The 23,664-nt window shown below is 56.4% G+C and carries 22 protein-coding genes; 16 read left to right on the top strand and 6 right to left on the bottom strand.

Annotation, left to right across the window (positions count from 1 at the left end; genetic code table 11):
* Positions 1-119: 119 nt before the first annotated feature.
* The 6 genes from HUF19_RS17205 (at position 120) to HUF19_RS17180 (ending at position 6,620) form a co-directional block, all read left to right on the top strand.
* Positions 120-2,903 carry a class I adenylate cyclase gene (locus tag HUF19_RS17205; RefSeq protein ID WP_260997741.1) on the top strand — a complete coding sequence of 928 codons (2,784 nt, stop codon included), beginning with the start codon at positions 120-122 and terminating at the stop codon, positions 2,901-2,903.
* 78 nt (positions 2,904-2,981) lie between these two features.
* Entirely contained in the window at positions 2,982-3,113 is a 132-nt protein-coding gene (gene lptM, locus HUF19_RS17200) for an LPS translocon maturation chaperone LptM (RefSeq protein ID WP_260999518.1), read from the top strand.
* 8 nt (positions 3,114-3,121) lie between these two features.
* On the top strand, positions 3,122-4,375 hold the full coding sequence (gene lysA, locus HUF19_RS17195) for a diaminopimelate decarboxylase (protein WP_145467762.1): 1,254 nt from the start codon (positions 3,122-3,124) through the stop codon (positions 4,373-4,375).
* A 12-nt stretch (positions 4,376-4,387) separates the two neighbouring features.
* Positions 4,388-5,218, top strand: a complete 831-nt coding sequence (dapF, locus tag HUF19_RS17190; RefSeq protein ID WP_225691132.1) for a diaminopimelate epimerase — start codon at positions 4,388-4,390, stop codon at positions 5,216-5,218.
* An 11-nt stretch (positions 5,219-5,229) separates the two neighbouring features.
* Positions 5,230-5,901: a DUF484 family protein gene (locus HUF19_RS17185; protein ID WP_260997740.1), complete on the top strand. Its 672-nt coding sequence runs from the start codon at positions 5,230-5,232 to the stop codon at positions 5,899-5,901.
* 2 nt (positions 5,902-5,903) lie between these two features.
* Positions 5,904-6,620, top strand: a complete 717-nt coding sequence (locus HUF19_RS17180) for an HAD family hydrolase (protein WP_260997739.1) — start codon at positions 5,904-5,906, stop codon at positions 6,618-6,620.
* On the opposite strand, the gene HUF19_RS17175 is transcribed toward HUF19_RS17180, so the two are convergent.
* From HUF19_RS17175 to HUF19_RS17165, 3 genes are all read right to left on the bottom strand, one after another.
* Positions 6,559-7,239 (bottom strand): DUF3047 domain-containing protein, encoded by a 681-nt coding sequence (locus tag HUF19_RS17175; RefSeq protein WP_260997738.1) that lies wholly within the window; start codon positions 7,237-7,239, stop codon positions 6,559-6,561. The two genes, HUF19_RS17180 and HUF19_RS17175, sit on opposite strands and share 62 nt — an antisense overlap.
* Before the next feature lie 173 nt (positions 7,240-7,412).
* Entirely contained in the window at positions 7,413-7,721 is a 309-nt protein-coding gene (locus tag HUF19_RS17170; protein ID WP_260997737.1) for a hypothetical protein, read from the bottom strand.
* A gap of 290 nt (positions 7,722-8,011) precedes the next feature.
* Positions 8,012-8,413, bottom strand: coding sequence for a c-type cytochrome (locus HUF19_RS17165; RefSeq protein WP_260997736.1), 402 nt, complete (start codon positions 8,411-8,413; stop codon positions 8,012-8,014).
* Positions 8,414-8,691: 278 nt separating this feature from the next.
* Here HUF19_RS17165 and HUF19_RS17160 point away from each other — a divergent pair, with 278 nt between their 5' ends.
* Entirely contained in the window at positions 8,692-9,801 is a 1,110-nt protein-coding gene (locus HUF19_RS17160) for a transglycosylase SLT domain-containing protein (protein WP_260997735.1), read from the top strand.
* Here HUF19_RS17160 and HUF19_RS17155 read toward each other — a convergent pair.
* Positions 9,770-10,570, bottom strand: coding sequence for a substrate-binding periplasmic protein (locus tag HUF19_RS17155; protein ID WP_260997734.1), 801 nt, complete (start codon positions 10,568-10,570; stop codon positions 9,770-9,772). The genes HUF19_RS17160 and HUF19_RS17155 overlap by 32 nt on opposite strands.
* A gap of 104 nt (positions 10,571-10,674) precedes the next feature.
* Between HUF19_RS17155 and HUF19_RS17150 the strand changes: the two genes are divergently transcribed.
* The 7 genes from HUF19_RS17150 to HUF19_RS17120 all read left to right on the top strand — a co-directional run bounded on the left by HUF19_RS17150 (position 10,675) and on the right by HUF19_RS17120 (position 18,281).
* Positions 10,675-11,910 carry a DEAD/DEAH box helicase gene (locus HUF19_RS17150; protein ID WP_260997733.1) on the top strand — a complete coding sequence of 412 codons (1,236 nt, stop codon included), beginning with the start codon at positions 10,675-10,677 and terminating at the stop codon, positions 11,908-11,910.
* Positions 11,911-12,001: 91 nt separating this feature from the next.
* Positions 12,002-12,199: a YnbE family lipoprotein gene (locus HUF19_RS17145; protein WP_260997732.1), complete on the top strand. Its 198-nt coding sequence runs from the start codon at positions 12,002-12,004 to the stop codon at positions 12,197-12,199.
* A 28-nt stretch (positions 12,200-12,227) separates the two neighbouring features.
* Positions 12,228-12,548, top strand: a complete 321-nt coding sequence (locus HUF19_RS17140; protein ID WP_260997731.1) for a YdbL family probable chaperone protein — start codon at positions 12,228-12,230, stop codon at positions 12,546-12,548.
* 45 nt (positions 12,549-12,593) lie between these two features.
* On the top strand, positions 12,594-13,190 hold the full coding sequence (locus HUF19_RS17135; protein ID WP_260997730.1) for a LemA family protein: 597 nt from the start codon (positions 12,594-12,596) through the stop codon (positions 13,188-13,190).
* A 57-nt stretch (positions 13,191-13,247) separates the two neighbouring features.
* A complete protein-coding gene (locus HUF19_RS17130; RefSeq protein ID WP_260997729.1) occupies positions 13,248-15,236 on the top strand; it encodes a M48 family metallopeptidase in 1,989 nt (662 codons plus the stop codon).
* A gap of 518 nt (positions 15,237-15,754) precedes the next feature.
* Positions 15,755-16,384, top strand: coding sequence for a TetR/AcrR family transcriptional regulator (locus HUF19_RS17125; protein ID WP_260997728.1), 630 nt, complete (start codon positions 15,755-15,757; stop codon positions 16,382-16,384).
* Positions 16,385-16,514: 130 nt separating this feature from the next.
* On the top strand, positions 16,515-18,281 hold the full coding sequence (locus HUF19_RS17120; protein WP_260997727.1) for an SLC13 family permease: 1,767 nt from the start codon (positions 16,515-16,517) through the stop codon (positions 18,279-18,281).
* A gap of 69 nt (positions 18,282-18,350) precedes the next feature.
* On the opposite strand, the gene HUF19_RS17115 is transcribed toward HUF19_RS17120, so the two are convergent.
* On the bottom strand, positions 18,351-20,168 hold the full coding sequence (locus HUF19_RS17115) for a hemopexin repeat-containing protein (protein WP_260997726.1): 1,818 nt from the start codon (positions 20,166-20,168) through the stop codon (positions 18,351-18,353).
* Between the two features lie 210 nt (positions 20,169-20,378).
* On the opposite strand from HUF19_RS17115, the gene HUF19_RS17110 reads away from it, so the two are divergent.
* Both HUF19_RS17110 and HUF19_RS17105 read left to right on the top strand, forming a co-directional pair.
* The gene (locus tag HUF19_RS17110) at positions 20,379-21,092 is read left to right on the top strand and encodes a TetR/AcrR family transcriptional regulator (protein WP_260997725.1); all 714 of its coding nucleotides are present in this window, start codon (positions 20,379-20,381) and stop codon (positions 21,090-21,092) included.
* Positions 21,076-22,800, top strand: coding sequence for an acyl-CoA dehydrogenase family protein (locus HUF19_RS17105; RefSeq protein WP_260997724.1), 1,725 nt, complete (start codon positions 21,076-21,078; stop codon positions 22,798-22,800). The genes HUF19_RS17110 and HUF19_RS17105 overlap by 17 nt, the downstream gene beginning before the upstream one ends.
* Before the next feature lie 19 nt (positions 22,801-22,819).
* Here HUF19_RS17105 and HUF19_RS17100 read toward each other — a convergent pair whose 3' ends face one another.
* Positions 22,820-23,557 carry a lipase secretion chaperone gene (locus HUF19_RS17100; RefSeq protein ID WP_260997723.1) on the bottom strand — a complete coding sequence of 246 codons (738 nt, stop codon included), beginning with the start codon at positions 23,555-23,557 and terminating at the stop codon, positions 22,820-22,822.
* Between the last annotated feature and the right edge of the window lie 107 nt (positions 23,558-23,664).

Raw genomic sequence — 23,664 nt, 5'->3', positions numbered from 1 at the left:
TTAATCCCGTCGGTTCTGCTTTCTGCGCTGACGGGATTTCCCTTCTTTTTCTGCCCTGTTCAGGGCGTTCTGTCCGCCCGCAAACGTCCCCGGCCTGAAATGCCATCTATACTCTGGGGATGACACCAGCCATCACCAGTCCGATCTCTCAGCAGCAGGTTCACCAGTGGCACAGCGCGTTTCTGCAACTCAATAAAGCGCGGCTTGAGTGTACCCGCAGCCTGATGACCAGCCGCCAGCAGATCGTGCTCGATGTGCTGCCACTGCTGCTGCATCTTAATCACCAGCAACTTCCCGGTTTCATTGACCATCAGGTGCCCTGTGGCATCGCCCATTACAACGCCAGCGCGCAGCAATTGCAGAGTCTGCAGAGCATTGCCCGTGGCGTGCAGCCGCCACGCGGGTTCAGCAACCGCCAGATCACCGGTTTGTATTTAATGGGCAGTGTCGGCTCGCTGGCGCAGGCGCGCTCCAGTGATCTGGATGTGTGGCTGTGCTACGACGAGAGCCTGAATAACGGCCAGCTGAGTGCGCTGGGAAAAAAGTGTGAACTGATTGAGCGCTGGGCAGAAAGCCAGAACGTTGAGCTGCATTTTTTCCTGATGAATCTGAGCGATTTCCGCCGTGGCCAGAGTCAGTCGGCGCAGGGCGAAGATTGCGGCAGTACCCAGCACCTGCTGTTGCTGGATGAGTTTTACCGCAGTGCGTTGTGGTTAGCCGGTTGCCAGCCGCGCTGGTGGATTATTCCCAATGAAGAAGAGCGTAATGCCGAGGCTTTCTGGCAGGGGCTGGTCCATCATCATCGTGTGCATGCTGACCACTGGCTGGATTTTGGTGCCATCCCCAGCATTCCCCCAGCCGAGTTTGTCGGTGCCGGTTTATGGCAGCTGAACAAGGGGTTGAGTGACCCTTATAAATCGCTGCTTAAACTGCTGCTGACCCGCCACTATGCCAGCCAGTATCCGCGTATCCGCCCACTGTGCTGGGACCTGAAAGATCAGGTGCATCAGGGGCTGGTGGATGTCGAAAGTAACGATGCCTACCTGCTGATGCTGACCCGCCTGACTGCACAGCTGCAGAGCGAAGGCAGCGATGTGCGTATTCAGCTGGCACGGCGCGCGTTTTATTACAAAGCCAGACTCCCGATGTCGGAGCTGAGCAGCGCCCAGCAGAACAGCTGGCGTGCCGGAGTGATGCGCAAACTGTGCGCCGGCTGGGGCTGGAGCGAGCACGATTTTTACGAACTGGATCAGCGCCCGCAATGGTCGCCGGTGCGCATTGCCCGCGAGCGTAATGCGCTGATCAGCGAGATGCTCAGCAGCTATCGCTTTCTGGCCGGCTTCAGTCAGAAATACGCGCCGCGCCTGCATATCAGCAAAGGTGATCTGCAGGTGCTGGGTAACCGCTTATACGCTGCCTTCGATACCCGGCCGGGAAAAATAATCAGCATTAATCCCGGCATCAGTCCGTCGCTGGGGCAGGAGAAACTGTCGCTGAATCTGCGTAAGAATGTCTGGCAATTAATTCCCGGTCAGTTCCGCCGTAACGAGGCTGATCCCGGTGCTGCACCTGATCGTGAGCAGGTGCTGAAACAATCGCCCAGTCTGGTCGAGCTGCTGTGTTTCGCACGCTTTAATGAGCTGCTGCAGAGCCATACGCGGATTGCGCTCTATCCGCAGTACAACCCGCTCAGTACCTACGAGCTGAAAGAAGTGCTGCAGGTGATCCGTTCGCTGCAGCCTTACCAGCCGCAGGCCGAAGATTTCCGTCACCCGGCGCGGCCGCTGCAATGGCATTTAATGGTTAACGTCGGTGTCGATCCGCAGCATCAGCTGAGCCGCCGCGGTATGCAGAAAATCAGTAACCGCGACGATGCGCTGGGCTACAGTGCCGCGCGTGAAAACCTGATTCTGACCATCGATCTGGTCAGCATTAACAGCTGGGGCGAATGGCTGGTGGAACGCTTCAGCGGCGATGCCGCCATGCTGCAGTGTCTGCAGCATATGCTGCAGTACCTGCCGCAGGTGAAACAGTTTGGCTGGCCGGCGATGAATATTCAGTGCCACTGCGCCACCCGCTCCAGTGCCATTCGCATCCGTGTCGAGCAACTGCTGGATGATGTGCTCAATCATTTCAGCGAACAGCCGCGCTCGCCTTATCTGATTGAAGCCGCCGAAACTTACTACCTGCTGGAAAACAGCCGCGAGGGTGTACAGCTGCGCATTGCTGATTCCCCGATGAAACTGCTGGCGCTGCTGCAGCGGCCACTGACGCATTTTACGCCCTATATCCTCGACCGCGCGGCGCTGCATTCCAGCCCGTTGCGGCTGATCTTTGAGCAAAGCCGCAGTGGTTTATGGCAGCTGTTTTACTGGCGTAAAGACGGGCGCTTGTTCTTTTATTTTCTCGACGAAAAAGGCGCACTGCTGCATCAGCAATGGCCGGACACGGGCAACAGCAGCCAGTGGTTATTGCCGTTGGTGCGTTTTCTGCGTCAGCTTGATCAGCGCTGGCAGCAGCAGAGCGGGCGTACCCAGCCGCGCAAACTGATGCTGTTTGAATTGCGCCGTAAACCACAGAGCTATGAGTTTGAGATGGTGCGCCGGCGCTTGCCGGAGCTGGCGGAGCAGAGTGCCAGCATCGACCTGCGTGCGGTGCTGGATGCACAACAGCAGCCCACCCTGTACTGCAATAATCTGGAGTACAGTGCCTGGCAATTTGGTGGTGATCTCTACCGCGAGGTGGCGGCGGAGGTGCGTCGTCTGCGCAGCAGTCATGAAGCCTATCCTCTTTGCCTGAGCGATGTGGTGTTGCCTGACAGCCTGAGCATTATTGAGCATCTGCAGGTAAAACAACGCCTCGAAAACCGCCTGAATCAGGCGCTGGCCGATACCGGTTCCTGAGTTTTATCCGCTGTCTGCAGCCGCGACAGTCTGCGTGAATCCCCGTATAATGCCGCCAAATTCCGGAGATTCCCGATGATGCGTGCATGCCCTGTTGTTTTCATCTTACTGTCCCTGCTGCTGGCAGCCGGACTGTCTGCCTGTGGACAAAAAGGCCCGCTGTATCTGCCGGAGGATGCTCCTGCCACCGCAGATTCTATGGAAAAGTAATTCTCACCATGCCGATGTTTACCTATCAGAATGGCGTGCTGCACGCCGAACAGGTTTCTCTTGCCGCACTGGCCAGCCAGCACGGTACACCGCTGTACGTGTATTCCCGTACCGCTCTGGAACAACATTTCAACGCGTACACCAAAGCTCTGGGCGAATGGCCGCATCTGGTGTGCTACGCCGTTAAAGCCAACTCCAACCTGGCAGTACTGAACGTACTGGCGCAACAGGGTGCCGGTTTCGATATCGTCAGTCTGGGCGAACTGGAGCGTGTGCTGGCGGCAGGCGGAGACCCGAAAAAAGTGGTGTTCTCCGGTGTGGGCAAACAGGCTCATGAAATGGCGCGTGCGCTGGAAGTGGGCGTTTACTGCTTTAACGTCGAGTCCGAAGCCGAGCTGGAGCGTCTGAGTGCGGTAGCCACCGAGCGCGGTCAGGTGGCGCACGTTTCCCTGCGCGTTAACCCGGATGTCGATGCCCAGACCCACCCTTATATTTCTACCGGTCTGAAAGACAACAAGTTCGGCGTCGATATCAACGATGCGCCGCGCGTGTACGCCAAAGCGGCGAGCCTGCCGGGCCTTGAAGTGAAAGGTGTGGATTGCCATATCGGCAGTCAGCTGACCGAGATCCGCCCATTCCTCGATGCGCTGGATCGTCTGCTGGTGCTGATCGACACGCTGGCAGAGCAGGGCATCACCATCGAGCACCTCGATCTGGGTGGTGGTCTGGGCGTGCAGTACCGCGATGAAACGCCAGCCAGTGCCGAAGAATATATCGCCGCGGTTAAAGCCCGTCTGGGCGAGCGTCGCTTTAAACTGATTTTTGAGCCGGGCCGTTCTGTGGCGGCCAATGCCGGTGTATTCCTTACCCGTGTGGAATACCTGAAGCTGAACGACCACAAAAACTTTGCCATCATTGACGGTGCGATGAACGACCTGATCCGTCCGGCACTGTACAGCGCCTGGCAGGACATCAAACCTGTGGTCGAGAACAGCGATGCGCCGCTGCGTACTTACGATCTGGTGGGCCCGGTGTGTGAAACCGGTGACTTCCTCGGTAAGAACCGCGAGCTGGCACTGAGCGAAGGCGATCTGCTGGCGGTCATGTCGGCCGGTGCTTATGGTTTTGTTATGGCGTCCAACTACAACACCCGTGGCCGCGCCGCCGAGATTATGGTCGATGGTACTCAGGCCCATGTGGTGCGAGAGCGCGAAACCATTGCCAGCCTCTATGCTGGTGAATCTGTTCTGCCGGCCAACTGAGCGAATACAACTATGTGGTTAAAGTTCAGCAAAATGCACGGTCTGGGAAATGACTTTATGGTGATCGATCTGGTCACTCAGAGTGGTCATATCCGTCCGGACCGGGTGCGTGAACTGGCAGACCGGAATTTCGGTATCGGCTTCGATCAGCTGCTGATCGTTGAACAGCCTAGTAAGCCGGATGTGGATTTCCGCTACCGTATTTTTAACGCCGATGGCAGCGAAGTAGAAAACTGTGGCAACGGCGCGCGCTGTTTCGCCCGTTTTGTTTACGATCAGCACCTGACCGGCAAGCGTGATATCCGCGTTGAAACCGCCAGTGGCATTATGGAGCTGCACCTGACCGACGATCGTCAGGTGGTGGTCGATATGGGCAAGCCGGTACTCGAACCGGCGCAGATTCCGTTTATCGCCGATGGCTTTGCACCTGAATATCAGGTGAATATCGAAGGCATTGGTGAGGTGGCGCTGGGTGCCGTTTCTATGGGCAACCCGCATGCGGTACTGCGTGTTGAGGATATCGACACGGCGCCGGTTGAGCAGTGGGGACCACTGATCGAACCGCACCGTTTGTTCCCGCGCAAAGTGAATGTCGGCTTTATGCAGGTGGTGGACGAGCACCATATCCGCCTGCGCGTGTATGAACGCGGTGCGGGCGAAACTCTCGCCTGTGGCACCGGTGCCTGTGCGGCTGTGGTGTCCGGTCAGCTGCGTGGCTGGCTGAAGCCCGGTGTTACCGTGTCATTGCCCGGCGGTGATTTGTTTATAGAATGGGATGGTCAGTCGAGTGTACGCATGACTGGCCCGGCGGTGACGGTCTTCGAAGGCCGGATCAATATTTAGGAAGGACAGGAATGAGCCAGCAACCCCGCTTAACCGATGCCGATGTCGTGCAGTACCTGCAGGACCACCCGGACTTTTTTATCGGCAAAGACGACTTACTGGCCGATCTGCGTGTACCGCACAATGCCGGCGCGGCCACCAGTCTGGTTGAACGCCAGTTGTCGGTACACCGCCAGCGCAACGTAGAGCTGCGTCAGCGTCTGTCTGATCTGCTGGAAAACGCCCGCCGTAATGACCAGCTGTTTGAGAAAAGCCGTCGTCTGGTGCTGGCGCTGGTGGAAGCAGAAAACTGGCTGGCGGTGCAGGCGGCACTGGATGATTCCCTGCGCAAAGATTTTGGCGTGGATGCCTGGGCATTGCTGCACTTTACCGAGCGTAATCTTGATGCACCGCTGGTGGCGATCCGTAATGCCGACACCCAGCGTAATATTCATCGCTTATTCAAAGGCCATCGTGCCCTTTGCGGTCAGCTGGGTGCTGAAGATATTGCCCGTCTGTTGGGTCTGGATACCACCGACTCCCGTTCTGTGGCCGCGGCGCAGATCCGTGGTCAGGGCAATAACGGTGTACTGACCATTGCCAGTGCCGATCCGGGTTACTACCGCAGCTCGATGGACACCCTGTTCCTCGACTATATCGCCGACATTCTCGCCCTGCGTCTGCCACAGATTCCGGTGGCCTGAGTTTGGCATTACGTCTGCTGACCCTCGACCTCGACAATACCCTGTGGGAAACCGACCCGGTGATTGTCGCGGCCGAGCGTAAAACCCATGCCTGGATCAGTGAACACTGCCCGCAGGCGGCCTCTTTCTACAGCCTTGAAGCGCTGCGCGAGTACCGCAATCAGATTGCTGAGTGCTATCCGCAGCTGCGTTTTCAGGTTTCCAAACTGCGCGAAGAAGTGCTGCGCCGGGTATTTATGCAAAGCGGTGTGGAACGTGAACGCGCAGCGGCACTCGCAGCTGAAGCCTTTCAGGTGTTTTACCGCGCGCGCAGTGAGGTCACGCTGTTTGATGGTGCCGCAGAGGCATTGCAACAGCTGGCGGCTGAGTATCCGTTAATCGCGCTGACCAACGGCAACGCCGATCTTGAATTAATTGGTATTAACACTTTGTTCCGTGCGCATTTCAGCGCCGAGCAGCTGGGGGCACCGAAACCGCAGCCGGATTTATTTCAGGCGGCACTGCAGCATGCCGGCGTGAGTGCACAGGAGTGCATTCATATCGGTGATCATCAGGAACAGGATATTGTGGCGGCGGCGCGTTTGGGGATAAAAACGATCTGGGTGAATTTAAGCGATGCGGCCTGGGCAGAAGCAGAGGTTCAGCCCGATCAGGAAATTACTCATTTATCGCAATTGCCGGCTGCGGTTGCGGCGCTGGCTGAGCGGATGTCAGACTGATTTTTTCGATAAAAGCACCGGCAACAATATCCTGCTCCGGCATACCCAGTGCCACTTCCAGCTGCTCCAGCGGTGGCAGCGGTTCGTTATAAAGTTTCTGCCAGTCGGCACTCAGATCGGCGCTGACTTCTTCCCATCTCTCAGCTTTGCTGCCAAGGCCTGTGGCAACAATCAGGTATTCAAAATCCGATAAAGCTTCATGGCTTCCGGCTTCGCGGCTGTTGTCCCAGACGTAATGGATAATGCGCTCCGGCCAGTCATCGGTATCCTGCAGATAAACCGAAACCCTTACCAGCGGACCACTGTCGACAGAGCGGTCGACACTCCAGCGCCAGCTTAATTGCGGCTGTGTTGGCTGCTCTTTAACGCTGCGTTGTAACGCCAGATGCTCACGGCTTTCGAGACGCACCACATCACCGGCCATCACATCGTACTGGGCCTCCAGGCGGCAGTCGTCGCAGTCAACCGACCAGTTAGCCAGTTCTGCAGACGAGAACAGGGTTTCTGCCTGAGCTTTACTGGCATCGGTAAAGAGCCAGAAAAGGGTAACCACTAGCAGGGCAATGGCTGCGGGAATTGCATGCATACGACGCCGGGACTTCTTGGAATAAGTGAACATAATTCTGGCTTCCTGCCTGAAATTGGGTGGAGCATAACAGCTAAAAAAACGGAGGTGTGAGTAAAACGCGGTAAATAGTGGCCGGTCTGCACAATCTGGCCCGTAAGTGGCAGACCGGCTCCGTCAGTGGCTGACAGCGCCGGCCTAATGCCAGTGGCGGACAGGCGCTCCGTTCAGATCGGACGACTGCCGTAGCTGGATTGTGGTTTGCGTGGGGGATCGGCCATGACGTTATCGTCAACCTGCTGAATCTGACCACCGCGGGCGAGGAATGCCTCTATTTCGGCCGCCATGGATTCGCGCACTTTATTGCGTGCCGCCAGAGAGGAGTGTGCGCTGGCAGCCGCTGCGGCCAGATCTTCGTTATCGTTATTATCGGAATCCGAGTCAGAATCGTCGCTGCTGTCATCATCGGCAGACGCTTCCAGTTCGTCATCGTCTTCCATGTTTTCGTCCTGCATATCCAGTTCTTCTTCAGCCATGTTTTGATCTCCGCTACTGAGGGAAGTGAAGAGGAAAATTTATTTCGCATAACATATAGCCGAGGTTCAGATTTCCGCCAGAGGGAGCAAAAAATTTTTACGAAAAAAATCACGAAAAGCGCACATTTTGTGCAAATTCTGTGGTTTTCCGGAGGCGATGGATATGCGCTATGGCTGAATAACCGTTTATTAATGCTGCTGGCTGGCAGCTGTTAAACGCTGGTTTTTCATTGCCTGAAGGCAAAAAAAAAAGCCGCATCGTTGGATGCGGCTTTTTACGTTCTGACGTATTAACGTCCTGACATAAACTTGATCGCAGCCAGGATTTCGTCATCAGAACAGTTCATGCAATTGCCTTTAGGCGGCATGGCGTTCAGACCATTCAGGGCGTTTTTCAGTGTGGCATCCATTCCTTTCGCCAGACGGGCATCCCAGGCAGCAGTATCGCCAGTTTTTGGCGCGCCCAGTACACCCATACCGTGACAGGCGGTACAAGCGCTTTGATACACTTCTTTGCCAGAGCGAGGTTCTGCCGGAGCAACCGCCGCGCCACCACACTCAGCGCCAACGCATACCGTGCCAACCGGCTTGATGCGTTCAGCGATTTTGTCGTTCTGGGCGTCAGTTGCAGCGTGGGCTTGGGCCATCAGCAGAGTGGCAGCAGCCAGGATCAGTGCTTTCAGTTGTTTCACGGAAGAGTCCTCTTATAGGGCCTGTTACCAGCTAGGTAGCAGCACCTGGGGGTAATAAATTCTTCAGTCAAGGCGCGAACACTGTGGTTTCACGGCTTACCGTTATTGAAATCGCGGGGATTATAGCGGCATTTTGTAGGGGTTTAAATTAAAACTCCGATTGCCTGACGGAAAAACGATCCAGCGCAAAAAACGGTCATACTTCGTTTGCGCCGGCAGATGCACTACCCTGTAGTCGCTCTGCTGTGTCCCGCTTCAGGAAAGTTAAAGGAAAACCCATGAAACGCCGTGATCTGCTTGCCTTCAGTATGTCTCTTTGTACCGGTTTGCTGCTGCCTGTGGGCGTGCGTGCCGAGACAGGGTTTGAGCGCTATCAGCGCCTGCAGCGGGAAGGTGCGGCATCGATTCAGCAGGAATGGCTGCAGTACCGTCAGGCTTATCTGGCGGCCTACAAAGATTATCAGAACCGCCTTGGGCGGGTCTGGAGCCGCCCGGAGCTGTCCGACAAGAAGGTCTGGGTGGAATACGATAACCGCCTGCAGACCCGCCGTGTGGTGGACTTTGAGCACAACGAAGTCCGCCTGTCGTTTACCGGTGAAGACGCGGCCCGGCTGAGTGAAGCGCGCATCCGCGCCGAATTCGAAAAGGTGGTGCAGGCCAGTATCCGCCAGTCGTATCAGCAGGACCCGCTGCTCAACAAAGTGGCCGGCAGTCAGCCGCCGTCGAGTTCGCAGGGGGTCAGTGGTATCCGTCAGGAAGATATCGATGCCCTGCTGCGTCAGGCCAAACAGCAACAGCAGAACACCAGCAAAGGTAAGGTGATTACCGTCACCATTCCGCTGCAGGCCGGTGCATTACCGGCACGGGCACAGAATTTCCTGCCGCTGGTGCAGACGGCTTCTGCTAAATGGCAGGTATCTCCGGCTCTGGTCATGGCCATTATGCAGACCGAGTCGGCGTTTAACCCGATGGCGCAGAGCCATGTACCGGCCTTTGGTCTGATGCAGATTGTGCCGGGCAGTGCCGGGCGCGATGCGACGAAAAAGGTGTATGGCAAAGAGCGCCTGCTCACCGGTGCCGAGCTGTTTAAACCACAGACCAACATCGAGTTAGGCTGTGCGTATCTGCATATTCTCGACCGCCAGTATCTGAGTGCCATTACCGATCCGCAAAGCCGCCTTTATTGCGTGATTGCCGCATACAACACCGGGGCCGGTAACGTTGCCCGCGCTTTCAGTGGCAACACCTCGGTTAAAGAGGCGGCGCGGCGCATTAATGCCATGAGCCCGAAGCAGGTATACGCCCATTTGCGCACGCGGCTTAAATACGAAGAAACACGCAACTACGTGCAGAAGGTTACTGCGGCACTGGCGCAGTATCAGGGCTGACACTGACGCCTTCCGGGCGCAGATAAGCGTCGAGAATTTGCTGGTAGCGGCCACTGCTGCGCAGTTGTTGCAGGCCACGGTTAAAGTCATCACGCCATGATTGCCGGGCAAAGGCGATCTTGTAATGCGTGGGCGGGAACAGCATAAAAAACTGCACCTCCGCACTGACATCGATTTTCCTTTCCTGGCGGCGGTAGTAATTAAAGATATTGATATCCAGCACGATGGCATCGATGCGCCCGCTGAACAGCATGGCAACCTGAATGTTCTGCTGGGCTATTTCACGGTAGTCCTGATGGTGTGCCGCCATCGTCTGATAAGCCGCGGGCAGATAATGGCTGGCGTTCTGAAAAGCGAGCAAAGAATAATCCAGCAAATCACTGAAGGCCGTGATTGTCAGCCCACGTTCTGCCAGTGCCACCACGGTATTGCGGTATTCGATATGCTCATCCGAATAAAACGCGGCCAGACCCGCAGCTTCGGTAACCGTCATCGCAGCATCGGCATGGCCCAGCTTAAAACTGTCCGGAACCCGGGCAAAGGGCACATAAACCGGTAACAGCTGGTGTCCACCGAGGGCCAGCGCTTCGCGCACTATGTCCAGCTCCATTCCCCGGTTTTCTGTGGCGATCACATAAGGTGGCAGCGCCAGGCCGACCGCCATGCGGATGGTGTCGGCATGGCTGCGGAGCGTTACCGTTAGCAGCAGTGACAACAACAGCGACAGCACTAACGGCGGTAAAAGACGGATAAACAGGAAATGGGGCACAGGCTTTTCCGCTGAACAGGCATGTTCTGACTATAGCCGAGACAGGCCATAGCGCAGGGTTGCTCATGCTACAATGCGGGCTTTTCTGGCCTGAGAATTTCACCATGGCGTTCGCCGATCTGGGTATTACTGACCCGCTTCTTTCTACCCTTGCCGCTCTGGGTTATGCACAGCCAACGGCGGTGCAGCAGGGCGCGATTCCTGCGGTGCTGGCCGGGCGCGATGTGCTGGCCGGAGCGCAGACCGGTACCGGTAAAACCGCCGCCTTTCTGTTACCGCAGATCCAGCGTTTACTGGCACAGGAACCCGCAGCCGCTAAGCAGCCCCGCCTGCTGGTGATTGCCCCGACCCGTGAGCTGGCGCAGCAGGTAGCCGACAGCAGCGTGCGCTACAGTCAGGGCACGCGCCTGCGTACCGGTGTGGCCTATGGTGGCGTCAGCCTGAAGGTACAGATTGATGCGCTGGCTCAGGGGCTGGAGATTCTGGTGGCCACGCCAGGGCGGTTGCTGGATCTGCTGCGTCAGGAAGCACTGACGCTGGATGCGGTCAGCACGCTGGTGCTGGATGAAGCCGACCGTATGCTTGATCTGGGTTTCAGTGATGAAATCTTCGCCATTCTGCGCGCCCTGCCAAAAGAGCGGCAGACGCTGTTTTTCTCCGCCACTTTTCCCAAAACGGTAAAGGATCTGGCGTACGGTATGCTCAACGATCCGCTGCTGGTGGAAGTCACGCCACAGAACAGCACCGTCGATGCCATTCAGCAGACCCTGTATCAGTTGGATAAAGGCAAAAAAGCGGCGGCGCTGGCGTTTCTGATCGGCTCCGGCAACTGGCAGCAGGTGCTGGTGTTCGTGCGTACCAAACAAGGCGCCGATGCACTGGTAAAAGAACTGGCGCTGGACGGTATCAAAGCCGATGCCCTGCATGGCGATAAGAGTCAGGGCGCGCGTCAGCGGGCGCTGGACGACTTCCGCGAAGGTAAAATCCGCGCCTTAATTGCCACCGACGTAGCCGCGCGCGGTATCGATATCGTTGCCTTAAGCCATGTGGTGAACTTTGAACTGCCGTTTAATGCCGAAGATTACGTGCACCGTATCGGCCGTACCGGACGCGCAGGCAACGATGGTCATGCCATCAGTCTGGTGGCGCGGGACGAAGAAAATCTGCTCGCCGATATCGAAGCGCTGATCAAACGGCCGCTGCCGATGATCTGGCTGACCGGGTTTGAACCCAGCTTTGATGAAGGTCTGGAGCGACGCGGTAATCCGCGTAAGCAACGGGCCAAAGCCAAGGCAAAGGCCAAAGCGCAGGCGACTTACGGTATCCGCAAGAAGAAATAGCATGAACAATCACGGCCCGTCAGGCTTTGCATTGGCCTGACAGGCAGATAGAGTAACCGCTGAATCAGCTCCCTCACCAAGGATCGAGTGTATGAAAATAATCCTGCTGGCGAAAAACACGCTGCTGGCACTGTTGCTGCTGGCGCCCCTCAGTGCCTGCACGTTAAAAGTGGCAGCGCCGGAAAAACCCATCACCATTAATCTGAACGTGAAGATTGAACATGAAGTGCGGGTGAAGGTTGAGAAAGAACTGGAAAACCTGTTCGAAGAAGAAGACGGACTGTTCTGAGCCGAAACCGACGGAGAAGGAATTAGCTATGAAAAAAATCGCATTATTTACCGCCGCTTTGCTGGTATCGCTCAGCAGCTGGGCACTGGACCTCGATGGCGCCAAACAGATGGGGCTGGTCGGTGAACAGACCAACGGTTACTTAGGGCTGGTGGCCAGCGGTAACAGCGAAGCCGCCGCTCTGGTGGTGGAAATCAACCAGCAGCGCAAAGCCAAGTATCAGGAAATTGCTGCCAAGCAGAACACCACGCTGGCCAATATCGAAAAAATCGCCGGTGACAAACTGACGCAGAAAGCCGCCTCCGCAGGTCAGTACTATCAGAGTGCGACCGGCAGCTGGAACCGCTGAACGCAGCCCGCGCAGAAAACAACGGAAAACCTACAAGGAATATTTATGTCGACTTCAACCATCGTGATTCTGGTCGTATTGGCGCTGTTGGTGGTCTATGCCATCAATATCTACAACACCCTGGTGACGCTGAAAAACCGCTATGAAAATGGCTTCGCCCAGATCGAAGTACAACTGAAGCGCCGCTATGACCTGATCCCTAATCTGGTCGAAACCGCCAAAGCCTATCTGAAGCACGAAAGCGAAACTCTGGAAGCCGTTGTGACTGCCCGTAATGCCGCGGCGGCAGGTTTAAAAGCGGCAGCGGGTAACCCGGGTGCCGCCGATGCCATGAAACAGCTGGCCGGTGCCGAAGGTGCTCTGGCCGGAGCGCTGGGTCGTCTGAATGTGGTGATGGAAGCCTACCCGGATTTAAAAGCCAACCAGAACATGATGCAGGTGTCGGAAGAACTGACCAGCACCGAAAACAAAGTGACCTTTGCCCGTCAGGCATTTAACGATGCGGTAACCGCCTACAACACCTACCGTCAGTCATTCCCGCCAGTGGTTCTGGCCGCAAAATTCGGCCATCCGGCCAATGCCACACTGCTGGAATTTGAAGACAGCGCGCAGATTCAGAGCGCTCCTAAAGTCAGCTTCTGACATCGCTGAGCGGCTGCCACGTTGCTGGCAGTCGCGGCTTTCCATCCGGGATTCATCATGGATTTTTTCTCCCATCAGGATCAGGCGCGTAAGCGCAGCAAACAGCTGGTGCTGTTGTTTGCCGGTGCCGTGATCTGCCTGATTGTGCTGCTGAATATGCTGGTCAGCGCGTTGTTGTGGGTAACCGATACCCAGATTGTCGGCACCTACACCGATGTGACCGAACTGGCCTTTGACCCGTCAACCGGTCTGCCGCAGCAGCCCGGTCTGTTTGCTTATATGAATGTTGAGCAGTGGCTGCTGATTTCCGCCGGCGTGATCGCGGTGATCGTCGCCGCCAGTCTGGTGAAATGGCTGATGCTGCGCGGTGGCGGACGTAAAGTGGCGGAATCGCTGGGCGGACGCTTATTGCTGCCCAACAGCAAAGATTTCTACGAACGCCGCCTGCTGAATGTGGTGGAAGAAATGGCCATCGCTTCGGGTATGCCGGTGCCGCCGGTGTATGTGCTCGACGATGCCAGCATCAACGCCTTTGCCGCCGGTTATCAGCCTTCCGATGCGGTGATTGGCGTTACCCGCGGTTGTATGACACAGCTCAGCCGCGACCAGCTTCAGGGCGTACTGGCGCACGAGTTCAGCCATATTTTTAACGGTGATATGCGCCTGAACATCCGCCTGATGGCAGTACTGTTCGGCATTCTGTTTATCGGTCTGATCGGCCGCTTTCTGCTCGAATCATCCTCACGCAGCATGCGTTACCGCAGCCGTAACAGCAAAGACAACAGCGGCGCGGCCTTGCTTGGTCTGGGGCTGGGGCTGGTGGTGATCGGCTACAGCGGTGTCTTTTTCGGCAATCTGATTAAGGCCGCAGTATCGCGTCAGCGTGAATTTCTGGCCGATGCCTCGGCGGTGCAGTTTACCCGTAATCCGGACAGTATCGGCGGCGCGTTAAAAGTGATCGGCTATGGCGCCGGTTCCGAAATCAGCAGCCCCGAGCGGGAAGAAACCGCGCACCTGTTTTTTGGTCAGGCGCTGCCGTTCCGGGTGAGCTGGTTTGCCACCCATCCACCGCTGGAAGAACGTATCCGCCGGGTCGATCCGCGCTGGGATGGCCGTTATCTGCCGCCGCAGACCCGCGATGCCGCTGAGCACGAAGCCCCGGAAGTTGCCAGCCAGACTGCCGGCGCCGGTCTCAGTCAGGAAGCACTGGCCAGAGGCATTGCCGCAGGAATAGCGGGCGTCAGCATGGCCCACAGTGGCGCTGGTGCACAGCAGTCTGCTGCGCCTGAACCAACAGCCGCGGTCGCCGACAGCGCACAGAATCTGCCACGCCTGCAGGATGCTGCGCGCGATGCCTACAGCGCCCGCGCGCTGGTGTTTGCGCTGTTAATGGCAGAGCCTTCACGCTTTGTGCATGAGCAACAGCTGGATATGATCCGCACTCAGCAGGGTATGGATTTTTACCAGCAGACACTGCGTATTCTGCCGCTGCTGAAAGGACTGAACCCGGCCGAACGCCTGCCGCTGGTGGAGCTGTCGATGCCGGCACTGAAGCAACTGTCGGCCAGTCAGTATCAGGACTTCCGCCAGACATTGGTGCAACTGGCCAAAGCCGATGGCGAGATCGACATATTCGAATGGTGCCTGTACCGGCTGGTGCTGCAGTATCTGAATCCGCAGTTTGAACCGGTACAGCCCATCGCCGCCAAACACGCGAAAGCCGATGTGCTGAACAACGAGCTGGCCATTGTGCTGTCGACTCTGGCGCACTTCGGCCATGACACCGCCGAGGCTGCGGCTGAGGCCTTTAACGCTGCGGTCAGCGCCGCCGGGTTTAATGGTCTGGCACTGCAGCCGCGCAGCAACAGCTTAAAACCACTGAATCAGGCGCTGGCCAAACTGACCGAAGCCTACCCGCACATTAAAGGCCGGTTGGTGAAAGCCATGCAGGTGTGCATTAACAGCGATGGCCAGCAGCGTCCGATAGAGCTGGATCTGGTGCGTACTATGGCGGCTATTCTGGAAGTGCCGGTTGTTCTGAATTAGGGCCGGATTCGGCCCTCCTTTCTTGTTCCTGTCTCAGATTTCTCGTTCCTATCTTTTTCTCGTTCCTGCGCTCCGCGTGGGAATGTAACTGTGCCAGCAAGGACTACCACGCAGAGCGTGGGAGCCAGATGAGAGCGTTCTCGTTCCTATCTCAGATTTCTCGTTCCTACGCTCCGCGTGGGAATTTCTCGTTCCTGCGCTCCGCGTGGGAATGTAACTGTGCCAGCCCGGACTACCACGCAGAGCGTGGGAGCCAGATGAGGCTATTAGCTCCCGGCTGCAACAGCCCGTTCCAGCCAAACACGCCGATTGTCGGCTCTGAGCCCCGTTTTCCCCGTTCAGGCGATCAGCCCGCTTGTGGTACAATCGCACCTTCTTTGCCGGTTCCTTCCGGCTTCTAAACCCTCCTGCCGCAGACTGAGAGGGTGTCGATAAAACCATCCTGCATACCAAAACCGAATTCTCCGGGCAGCTTTGCCGCCGGGGTCTGTCTTTGTTTGTACTGTGTTCAGGAGCCGATGATGTTGCAACCGGGTTTAACCACCGCCCAGCGCCGTATCTACAACGCTGCACTGCAGTTGTTTGCCGAAAAGGGCGCAACTCAGGTTACGGTACGCGAGCTGGCGGATATTGCCGGCGTTGCCCGTGGCACGGTTTACAATCACGTTGATTCTATTCAGGGGCTGTTCGAAGAAGTGGCGGTGACTCTGGCAACAGATATGAACCAGCGTATTGTCAGCAGCTTCCGCCAGCAGAATGATCCTGCGGCCAAGCTGGCGACCGCGATCCGTCTGTATGTGCGCCGCGCCCACGAAGAACCGGCCTGGGGTAACTTTATCAGCCGTTTTGGCTTCAGCAGTGCGGCCTTGCGCCGTCTGGGTGCCGGTGCGCCGGTACAGGTGCTGATGGATGGTATTCAGTGTGGCCAGTACCGCATACGGGTCGATCAGCTGTCGGCGGTGGTGACTATGATCGCCAGCTCGGTGCTGGGCGCGATTTATCTGGTACGCGAAGGTCTGCGCACCTGGCGTGATGCCGGCAGCGACTGCGCCGAACTGGTGCTGCGCGCGCTTGGCCTGAGTGAAGAGCAGGCACGCGCGCTGGCGACCGCCGAGTTGCTGCCGCTGCCCGAGCCACGACTGGGCTGACGGCTGGCTTAGTGGCTGCAGCCCGGCAGGTTATCTTATGCAATTTAGTTACCTTTAAATTACTTAATATTCCTTCGGGTTCTGGTTACTCCGGTTAATATGCATCACCTTATGTTATCCGGAGCATGCCGTGGACTGGCAAGGCTGGTTTTCTCTCACACTGACCGCAGCGGTGCTGCTGACGCTTATTTTTACTTCGGTACGGCCGCATCTGGCGATGATGGCAGCGTTAACCCTGCTCAGCGTCAGCGGTGTATTAAGCAGTGGTGAGGCGCTGGCGGGTTTCAGTAACAGCGGTCTGATCACCGTGGCGGCCATGTTTGTGGTGGCGGCGGGTATTCATGCCTCCGGTGGTATCGACATTCTGGTCAACCGCTTACTCGGCCGGCCGCTGACCCTGCGTTCGGCGCTGCTGCGCATCTTTGCGCCGGTGATGCTGCTCAGTGGTTTTCTCAATAACACGCCGGTGGTGGCGACCATGATTCCGGCGATTAACAGCTGGTCGCAGAAGATTGGCATTAACGCTTCCAAGCTGATGATTCCGCTCAGCTACAGCGCCATTCTTGGCGGCACCCTGACCCTGATCGGCACCAGCACCAATCTGATTGTGAATGGTCAGTACCAGTCGCTGACCGGTGGTGAAGGCTTTTCGCTGTTTTCTATCACCGCCATTGGTCTGCCGGTCGCCATTATCGGCGGCCTGTTTATGTGGCTGTTTTTTCCGCGCATGTTACCGCAGCGCCGCAGTGGCGAAGGTTTTGAAAACCTGCGCGAATTTACCCTCGAAGTGTCGGTCGCCAGCGATGGTCCATTGGTTGGCAAAACCGTGCTGGAAGCCGGCCTGCGCGATCTCGAGCGGGTCTATCTGGTGGAGATTGAACGCGGCGCCACGGTGCTGACCGCAGTATCCTCCGAAGAGCGGCTGCAGGGCGGCGATCGTCTGGTGTTCGCCGGTGATACCCAGGCCATTTCAGAATTGCTGCGCATTAACGGCATTGTGCCTTCGGCCATGGCCGGTGAGCTGGCGCTGAGTCAGGCGCGGCCGGAGCGCTGCCTGGTTGAGGCGGTGGTGTCACCCCATTGTGCCGCCATTGGCCAGGCGATCCGCGATGCCCGTTTCCGTGACCGTTACGGTGCGGTGGTGCTGGCGGTAGCGCGTAACGGCGAGCGGATTCCGGGTAATCTGCGCGCCATTAAACTGCAGGCCGGTGATACCTTATTGCTGGAAGCGCGCCCGGCCTTTGTCAGTCGTCAGCGTTTTAATAAAGACTTTCTGTTAATTAACGATCTGGGCAAAGAAACCCCGCGCCATAACCGTGCCTGGTTGTCCTGGGGTATTCTGACGGTGGTTGTTCTGGCGGCGGGACTGGGCTGGATTTCGATGTTAAATGCGGCATTAATCGGCGCCGGTTTAATGCTGGCAACCGGCTGTTTAACGCTGGAGCAGGCCGAGCGCAGCGTCGATTTAACCGTGGTCATTACCATTGCCGCGTCTTTTGCCTTAGGCGCCGCGCTGCAGAAAACCGGTGTGGCCGCCTACCTGGCGGAAAATATTGTGCAGCTCAGTGATTACCGCCCGTGGCTGATGCTGATTCTTACCTATGTGGTGGTTTCCATTCTCACCGAGGTGATCACCAATAATGCCGCGGCGGTATTAATGCTGCCCATCGTGCTGGAAATGACCGATAAAGCCGGTGTCGCCCATGAGCCTTTTATTCTGGTGATTATGATGGCGGCCTCGGCCAGCTTCGCCACACCATTGGGCTATCAGACCAACCTGATGGTGTACGGCCCGGGCGGTTATAAATTCCGCGATTTTCTGCGCGTGGGTATTCCGATGAATATTCTGGTGGGCGCAGCAACGCTGACAATTCTGTTGCTGTTCTGGGATATTTAAATAATTCAGCATAAAAAACGGGCAGAAATTCTGCCCGTTTTTTATTGCCGTTAAATATTATTCTGAGTATTACGGATTCATCAGCCCCGGCCAGGTGCCGCCATTAACCTTCGCCGGATAGCCACTGTCGGCGCTGTCGCTGCTGATGGAGTAACGGATATAACGCTGGTTGCTGAGGAAGAAATACGCACGGCTGTCGCTCCATTTTACCGCGGCGGTAATATCCTGCGCATAAGCACCCAGTCCCGGCCAGTTGTTGTCATCGATATTTTTCGGATAACCGCTGTCTACCCGGTCATCGCCTAAGTCGTAACGCAGATAGGTACCGTTTTTCAGGAAAAAATACACCTTATCGCCAGTCCAGCGCAGCGCTGCGGTAATTTGCGTGGCGTGCGCGCCCAGTCCCGGCCAGCTGTTGTCATCGATATTTTTCGGATAACCGGCATCGGCCTGATCGCTGCTGTTGTTGTAACGGATATAACGGCCATCGGATAAAAAATAATAACTGCGGCTGCTGTCTTTGCTGAAGGCGGCGGTAATTAAACCGGCATAATCACCCAGACCCGGCCAGCTGCTGTTATTGGTATCGGCCGGGTAGCCACTGTCAGACTGGTCGGCGGTTTTGTTATAGCGCACATAGCGGCTGTCATCGCGGAAAAAATAGGCGCGGCTCAGGCTCCAGTCGACGGCAGCATCAATATCCACTTTATTCAGACGCAGTGACACCGGGGTGTTGTTCTGCACCAGTGTGTAATCGACGATGCCGCGCACATCGGCGTTATCGGCAAAGCCACGCTGCAGGGCATCAACCTGGGTCAGCGCTGTGCCGTTACGGAAAATTTCCACTTCAGCGCTGCTGTCGGCATACCAACTGAAATCGTTACTGCCACCGCCGGGTAATAGTTTACGCACACCTTCGGCAGCGACTAATGGCAGGCCATCCAGTTGCCAGCTGATTTGTGGCTCCACACCTAAATAGCGCAGTACCGTCGGGGCAATACTGGTTTGTGCCGGATTACCATAAATAGCGGAAAAATCGCCGTTGCTGATATCGCTGGTGTACTGGCTGAATTCGCTGTTCAGGGTTTTATTGCTGGCAATAAAAATGGTTTTTTCCTGACGGGTCTGGCTGCCGTGGTTGCAACCCAGTACCGGTTCACGACCGTGGTCGGTGGTAACCAGTACCAGCCAATCGCTGCTGCTTTGCTCAACAGCATCCAAAAGCTGACCGAGTTGCGCATCCACACCGCGCAACGCGGTATCGTAAGCCGGGCCAAAACAGCTGCTGTGGCCTGCGTGATCCGGCTCGTCCAGATGCAGGAAAACCAGATCGAAATCCTGCGCAATTAATTCGATGCCTTTACTGGTAACGGCGCTGTCGCTCAGGCCATTCAGGGTGATGTCGTTGCCGCTGACTTCATTGCGGAAATAGGTGGTATTGGGCGTGCCCCAGTTCATGACACTGGCGATCTTCGCTTGCGGGCGGGCATCGCGCAGACGTTTAAACAGTGAAGGAAACTCCGGGTTTGCCAGATCAGAATCGTTGGCGGTGATCTGATGTTTGTTCGCCCATACGCCGGTCAGAATGGTCGACCAGCCCGGCCCGCTGGAGGTTTTCTGCTGGCTGGCTTCGCCATCAACACCGCCGGTATAGGCTTTACGCACCTGCAGGCGGTTGAAGTTGGGCGTGCTGATCTGCTGCAGTTCTTCCAGTTGTACGCCGTCGATACCCAGCAGCAGTACCCGTGGCGCGCTGCCGCTTGCCGGTGGCAGTTGCGGATCAGTGACGACGGGTGGTTTGCTGGCGGCCAGGGCGGCGCTGCCGGTGCTGATGCAGATTACGGCGGTAAGCAGCCGGCTGAGTCTTTGATTGCCTCGGTTAAACATAGTGGTCTCCTTCATTGTTGTTGGTTTTTGGACTAGACCAATATTGGTGTCTGGCATGACATCGGCGTGAACAAGCGATGAAGCTTCTGTGGCAGCCCGGTACAGCCAATACAGGCTCAGCGGCTGTACAAAAATCGCCCTTGATCAAACAAGTGAATAGTGATTCACTTGTTTGATTCAAACTCACAAGGCGAACCCGGAACCGGCGTTATGGCTTACCGCGAAACCGAACACACCCGTGCCCGTAAGGCGAACACCCGCCAGCGCCTGCTGCATGCGGCGCGCGATTTAGTTGCTGAACAGGGCTTTGCTGCAGCGACGGCGGCGGCGGTGGCGGAGCGCTCCGGTGTCGCGGCGGGTACGATTTACCGCCATTTCCCGAATAAACCGGAGCTGGTGGCGGAAGTCTTCCGCTATGCCACCGAACACGAAGTGGCGCAGGTGGCTGCGGCCAGCGAGAGCCGTAATGTGGCCGATGCTTATGCCCTGCGTCTGGCGCGGGCGGTGGCGGTGTTTGCCCGGCGTGCGTTGCAGGGACCGCAGCTGGCCTATGCCTTAATTGCCGAACCGGTTGATCCACGCGTGGAGCAGGAGCGTCTGCGCTATCGCATGGCCTATGCCGATATTTTTGAAGACCTGATCCGCGACGGCATCGCCAGTGGTGAATTTACCGCGCAGGACGCCGCCATCAGTGCTGCGGCTCTGGTCGGTCTGTTAAGCGAAGCGCTAATCGGCCCTTTGTTTCCCGGTCAGGCAAAAACGACCAGCGTGAACGAATTACCTGTGGCGGCAACCCGTGCCGCTATGACCCATAACGAACAACAACAATTAATTCAGCAGCTTTGCGCGCTCAGTCTGCGCGCACTGGGCAGTGCTGAAGCCAATGCTCTTGCCGAGGAAATCAGTTATGAACCAGATCGTTAATCCACAAATTACCGATGCCGTAACCAGTGCCGCTAACGCCAGCACAGAATATCAGCAACATAAGTCCCAGGCAGAAACCCATCCGGTTTTTAACCAGCCAACCGCTCTGGAAAATTTTAATACCTACACCAGTGATATTGCGCTGCAGTATTGGGTAAAGGCATTTGGTGGTGATTGGGCCGCCGATAAGCTGAGCGCTTATGGTGAGCGTTGTGGTGGCGATTTAATTGAGGCGGGTTTTCAGGCCAACGAAAATAAACCGAAGTTTTATCCCCATGACCGCTTCGGTAATCGTGTGGATCTGGCTAAGTTTCATCCGGCGTATCATCAGTTAATGCGCACCGCCATTGAAGCCGGAGTGCACTCCCTGCCGTGGACGAATCCGCAGGCCGGTGCGCATATTGCCCGTGCCGGTATGGAGTATATGCACAACCAGGCCGATGCCGGTTCCGGTTGCCCGCTGACCATGACCTTTGCGGTTATTCCGGCGTTGCGTCACAGCCCGGAAATTGCCAAAGAATGGGCGCCGAAAATTCTGGCACCGGTATATGACGAGCGCAACGTTCCCTATTTTGAAAAGCAGGGTCTGACCATCGGCATGGCGATGACGGAAAAGCAGGGCGGCTCCGATGTACGTGCCAACACTACCCGTGCTTATCCGCTGAATGGTAACGGCGGTAATGGCGGTGAGTACGAAATTGTTGGCCATAAGTGGTTCTGCTCGGCGCCGATGTGCGATGCCTTTTTAGTGCTGGCCCATACCGACAGCGGTTTATCCTGCTTTTTATTACCTCGCTGGCGTCCGGATGGCAGTAAAAACCAGGTGTATGTGCAGCGCTTAAAAGACAAGCTGGGCAATATTTCCAACGCCTCTTCTGAAGTGGAATTCCGCGGTGCTTTTGCCTGGATGATTGGTGATGAAGGCCGCGGTGTACGCACTATTATTGAGATGGTTTCCATGACCCGCTTTGACTGCATGGTGGGTTCGGCATCGCTGATGCGTGCCGCGCTGGCACAGGCTATTCATCACACCGCCGGCCGTTCTGCTTTTGGTAATAATCTGCATGAACAGCCATTAATGCAGAACGTACTGGCGGACCTGGCACTGGAAAGCGAAGCGGCGCTGGCAATGACCATGCGCGTAGGTTATGCACTGGATCATCTGGACGATGAGCACGAAAATTTATTTGCCCGTTTAGCAACGGCAGTGGGGAAATACTGGATCTGCAAACGTGCTCCGCATTTTGCTTATGAAGCAATGGAGTGCATTGGCGGCGTTGGTTATGTCGAAGATAATATTCTGCCGCGGGTTTACCGTGAAGCGCCGGTGAATGCGATCTGGGAAGGCTCGGGCAACGTACAGTGTCTGGATGTGTTGCGTGCCATGAGCAAAGAACCAGTGGTGGTGGATGCCTTCTTTAATGAGCTGAAAAAAGCCATGGGGCAGTACCCGGCTTATGACCAGTTTTTACTGGCATTAAAAGAAGAGTTTGCTGATGTATCAACGCTTGAATATCGCTCGCGCACCGTGGTCGATAAGCTCGCCGTTGCTCTGCAGGCCAGTGTGCTGATTCAGAAAGGAGAGGCGAATATTGCCGATGCTTTTGTACGATCACGCATTGCCCGTAACGGTGCCTTTAACTATGGCACGCTGGAAACCGGCATCGATTGCTACAGCATTATGAAGCGCGCGCAGCCGCAGTTATAAGCTTCGGGTCTGCGGGCTGTTACAGCAGCCCGCTGAGTGCTTTAACGCGCAAGTGTTGTTCTGGCGGAAAGGCCTGCTGCAATTGCAGGTCTATTTGTTTCTGTTCTTCATCGGCGCTTAATTGCAGCTGTTTTATTGTCTGCACCTGCTGCTGAAATGCGGTTAACTGTTGTTGCCACTGATTGCGCTGCTGATCCAGTGCGGCCAGTTGTACCGCCTGCTGTTCTCCGGCAATGGCGGCGCGTTGTGCAAAGCGCTGGGCCGGATCATATGTGTTTTGTTCAATGGCCAGTAATTGCTGTGTTTTTGCATTTTCCTGCTGGTACTGACGCGTAGCCCACGATTGCTGATAGCCGGCGTTTAATAATGTCTGCTCAGTGCCGTTGGCTGCCGAAGCATCTTGTTGTTCCTTGTGCTGCAACTGTTGCAGCGCCAGCGCATCCTGCTCACGGTCAAAGGCAAATAATGCTGCCGCAACGGCATGGCCGAATATCTGATCCTGCAGGGCAATACGGCTGTCAAAATAATACTGCAGGCGCTGGTAGGTTGATGCATCTTCTGCGGCTGCAGGCAGTAATGCCAGCTGCTCGCGGTAGCTGAGATATTGCTGCCAGATATGTTCCGCCTGTGCCAGCGGCTGGCCGCTTAATTGCCTGGCAAGGGCTGCACGTACCTGAGTATCAATCCAGAGATTATCGCGTTCACCCAGCGTGCTGAGATAATAATCGAATAAATCACGCAGGCTGCTGTGTACCACCAGTTGCTGCTGTTGTGCACTGAGAGTTACACCGTGTTCCGTGCCCGACAGAGACGCCGGGAGTGCATCCTTGTCAGGTGGCTGCTCCGTACCGTCTTTTGCCGCTT

It is taken from the genome of Thalassolituus hydrocarboniclasticus (assembly GCF_025345565.1).
Taxonomy (GTDB): domain Bacteria; phylum Pseudomonadota; class Gammaproteobacteria; order Pseudomonadales; family Oceanobacteraceae; genus Venatoribacter; species Venatoribacter hydrocarboniclasticus.
Note: the sequence above shows the minus strand (reverse complement) of the source record. Positions and strands in the feature narration are given on the sequence as shown.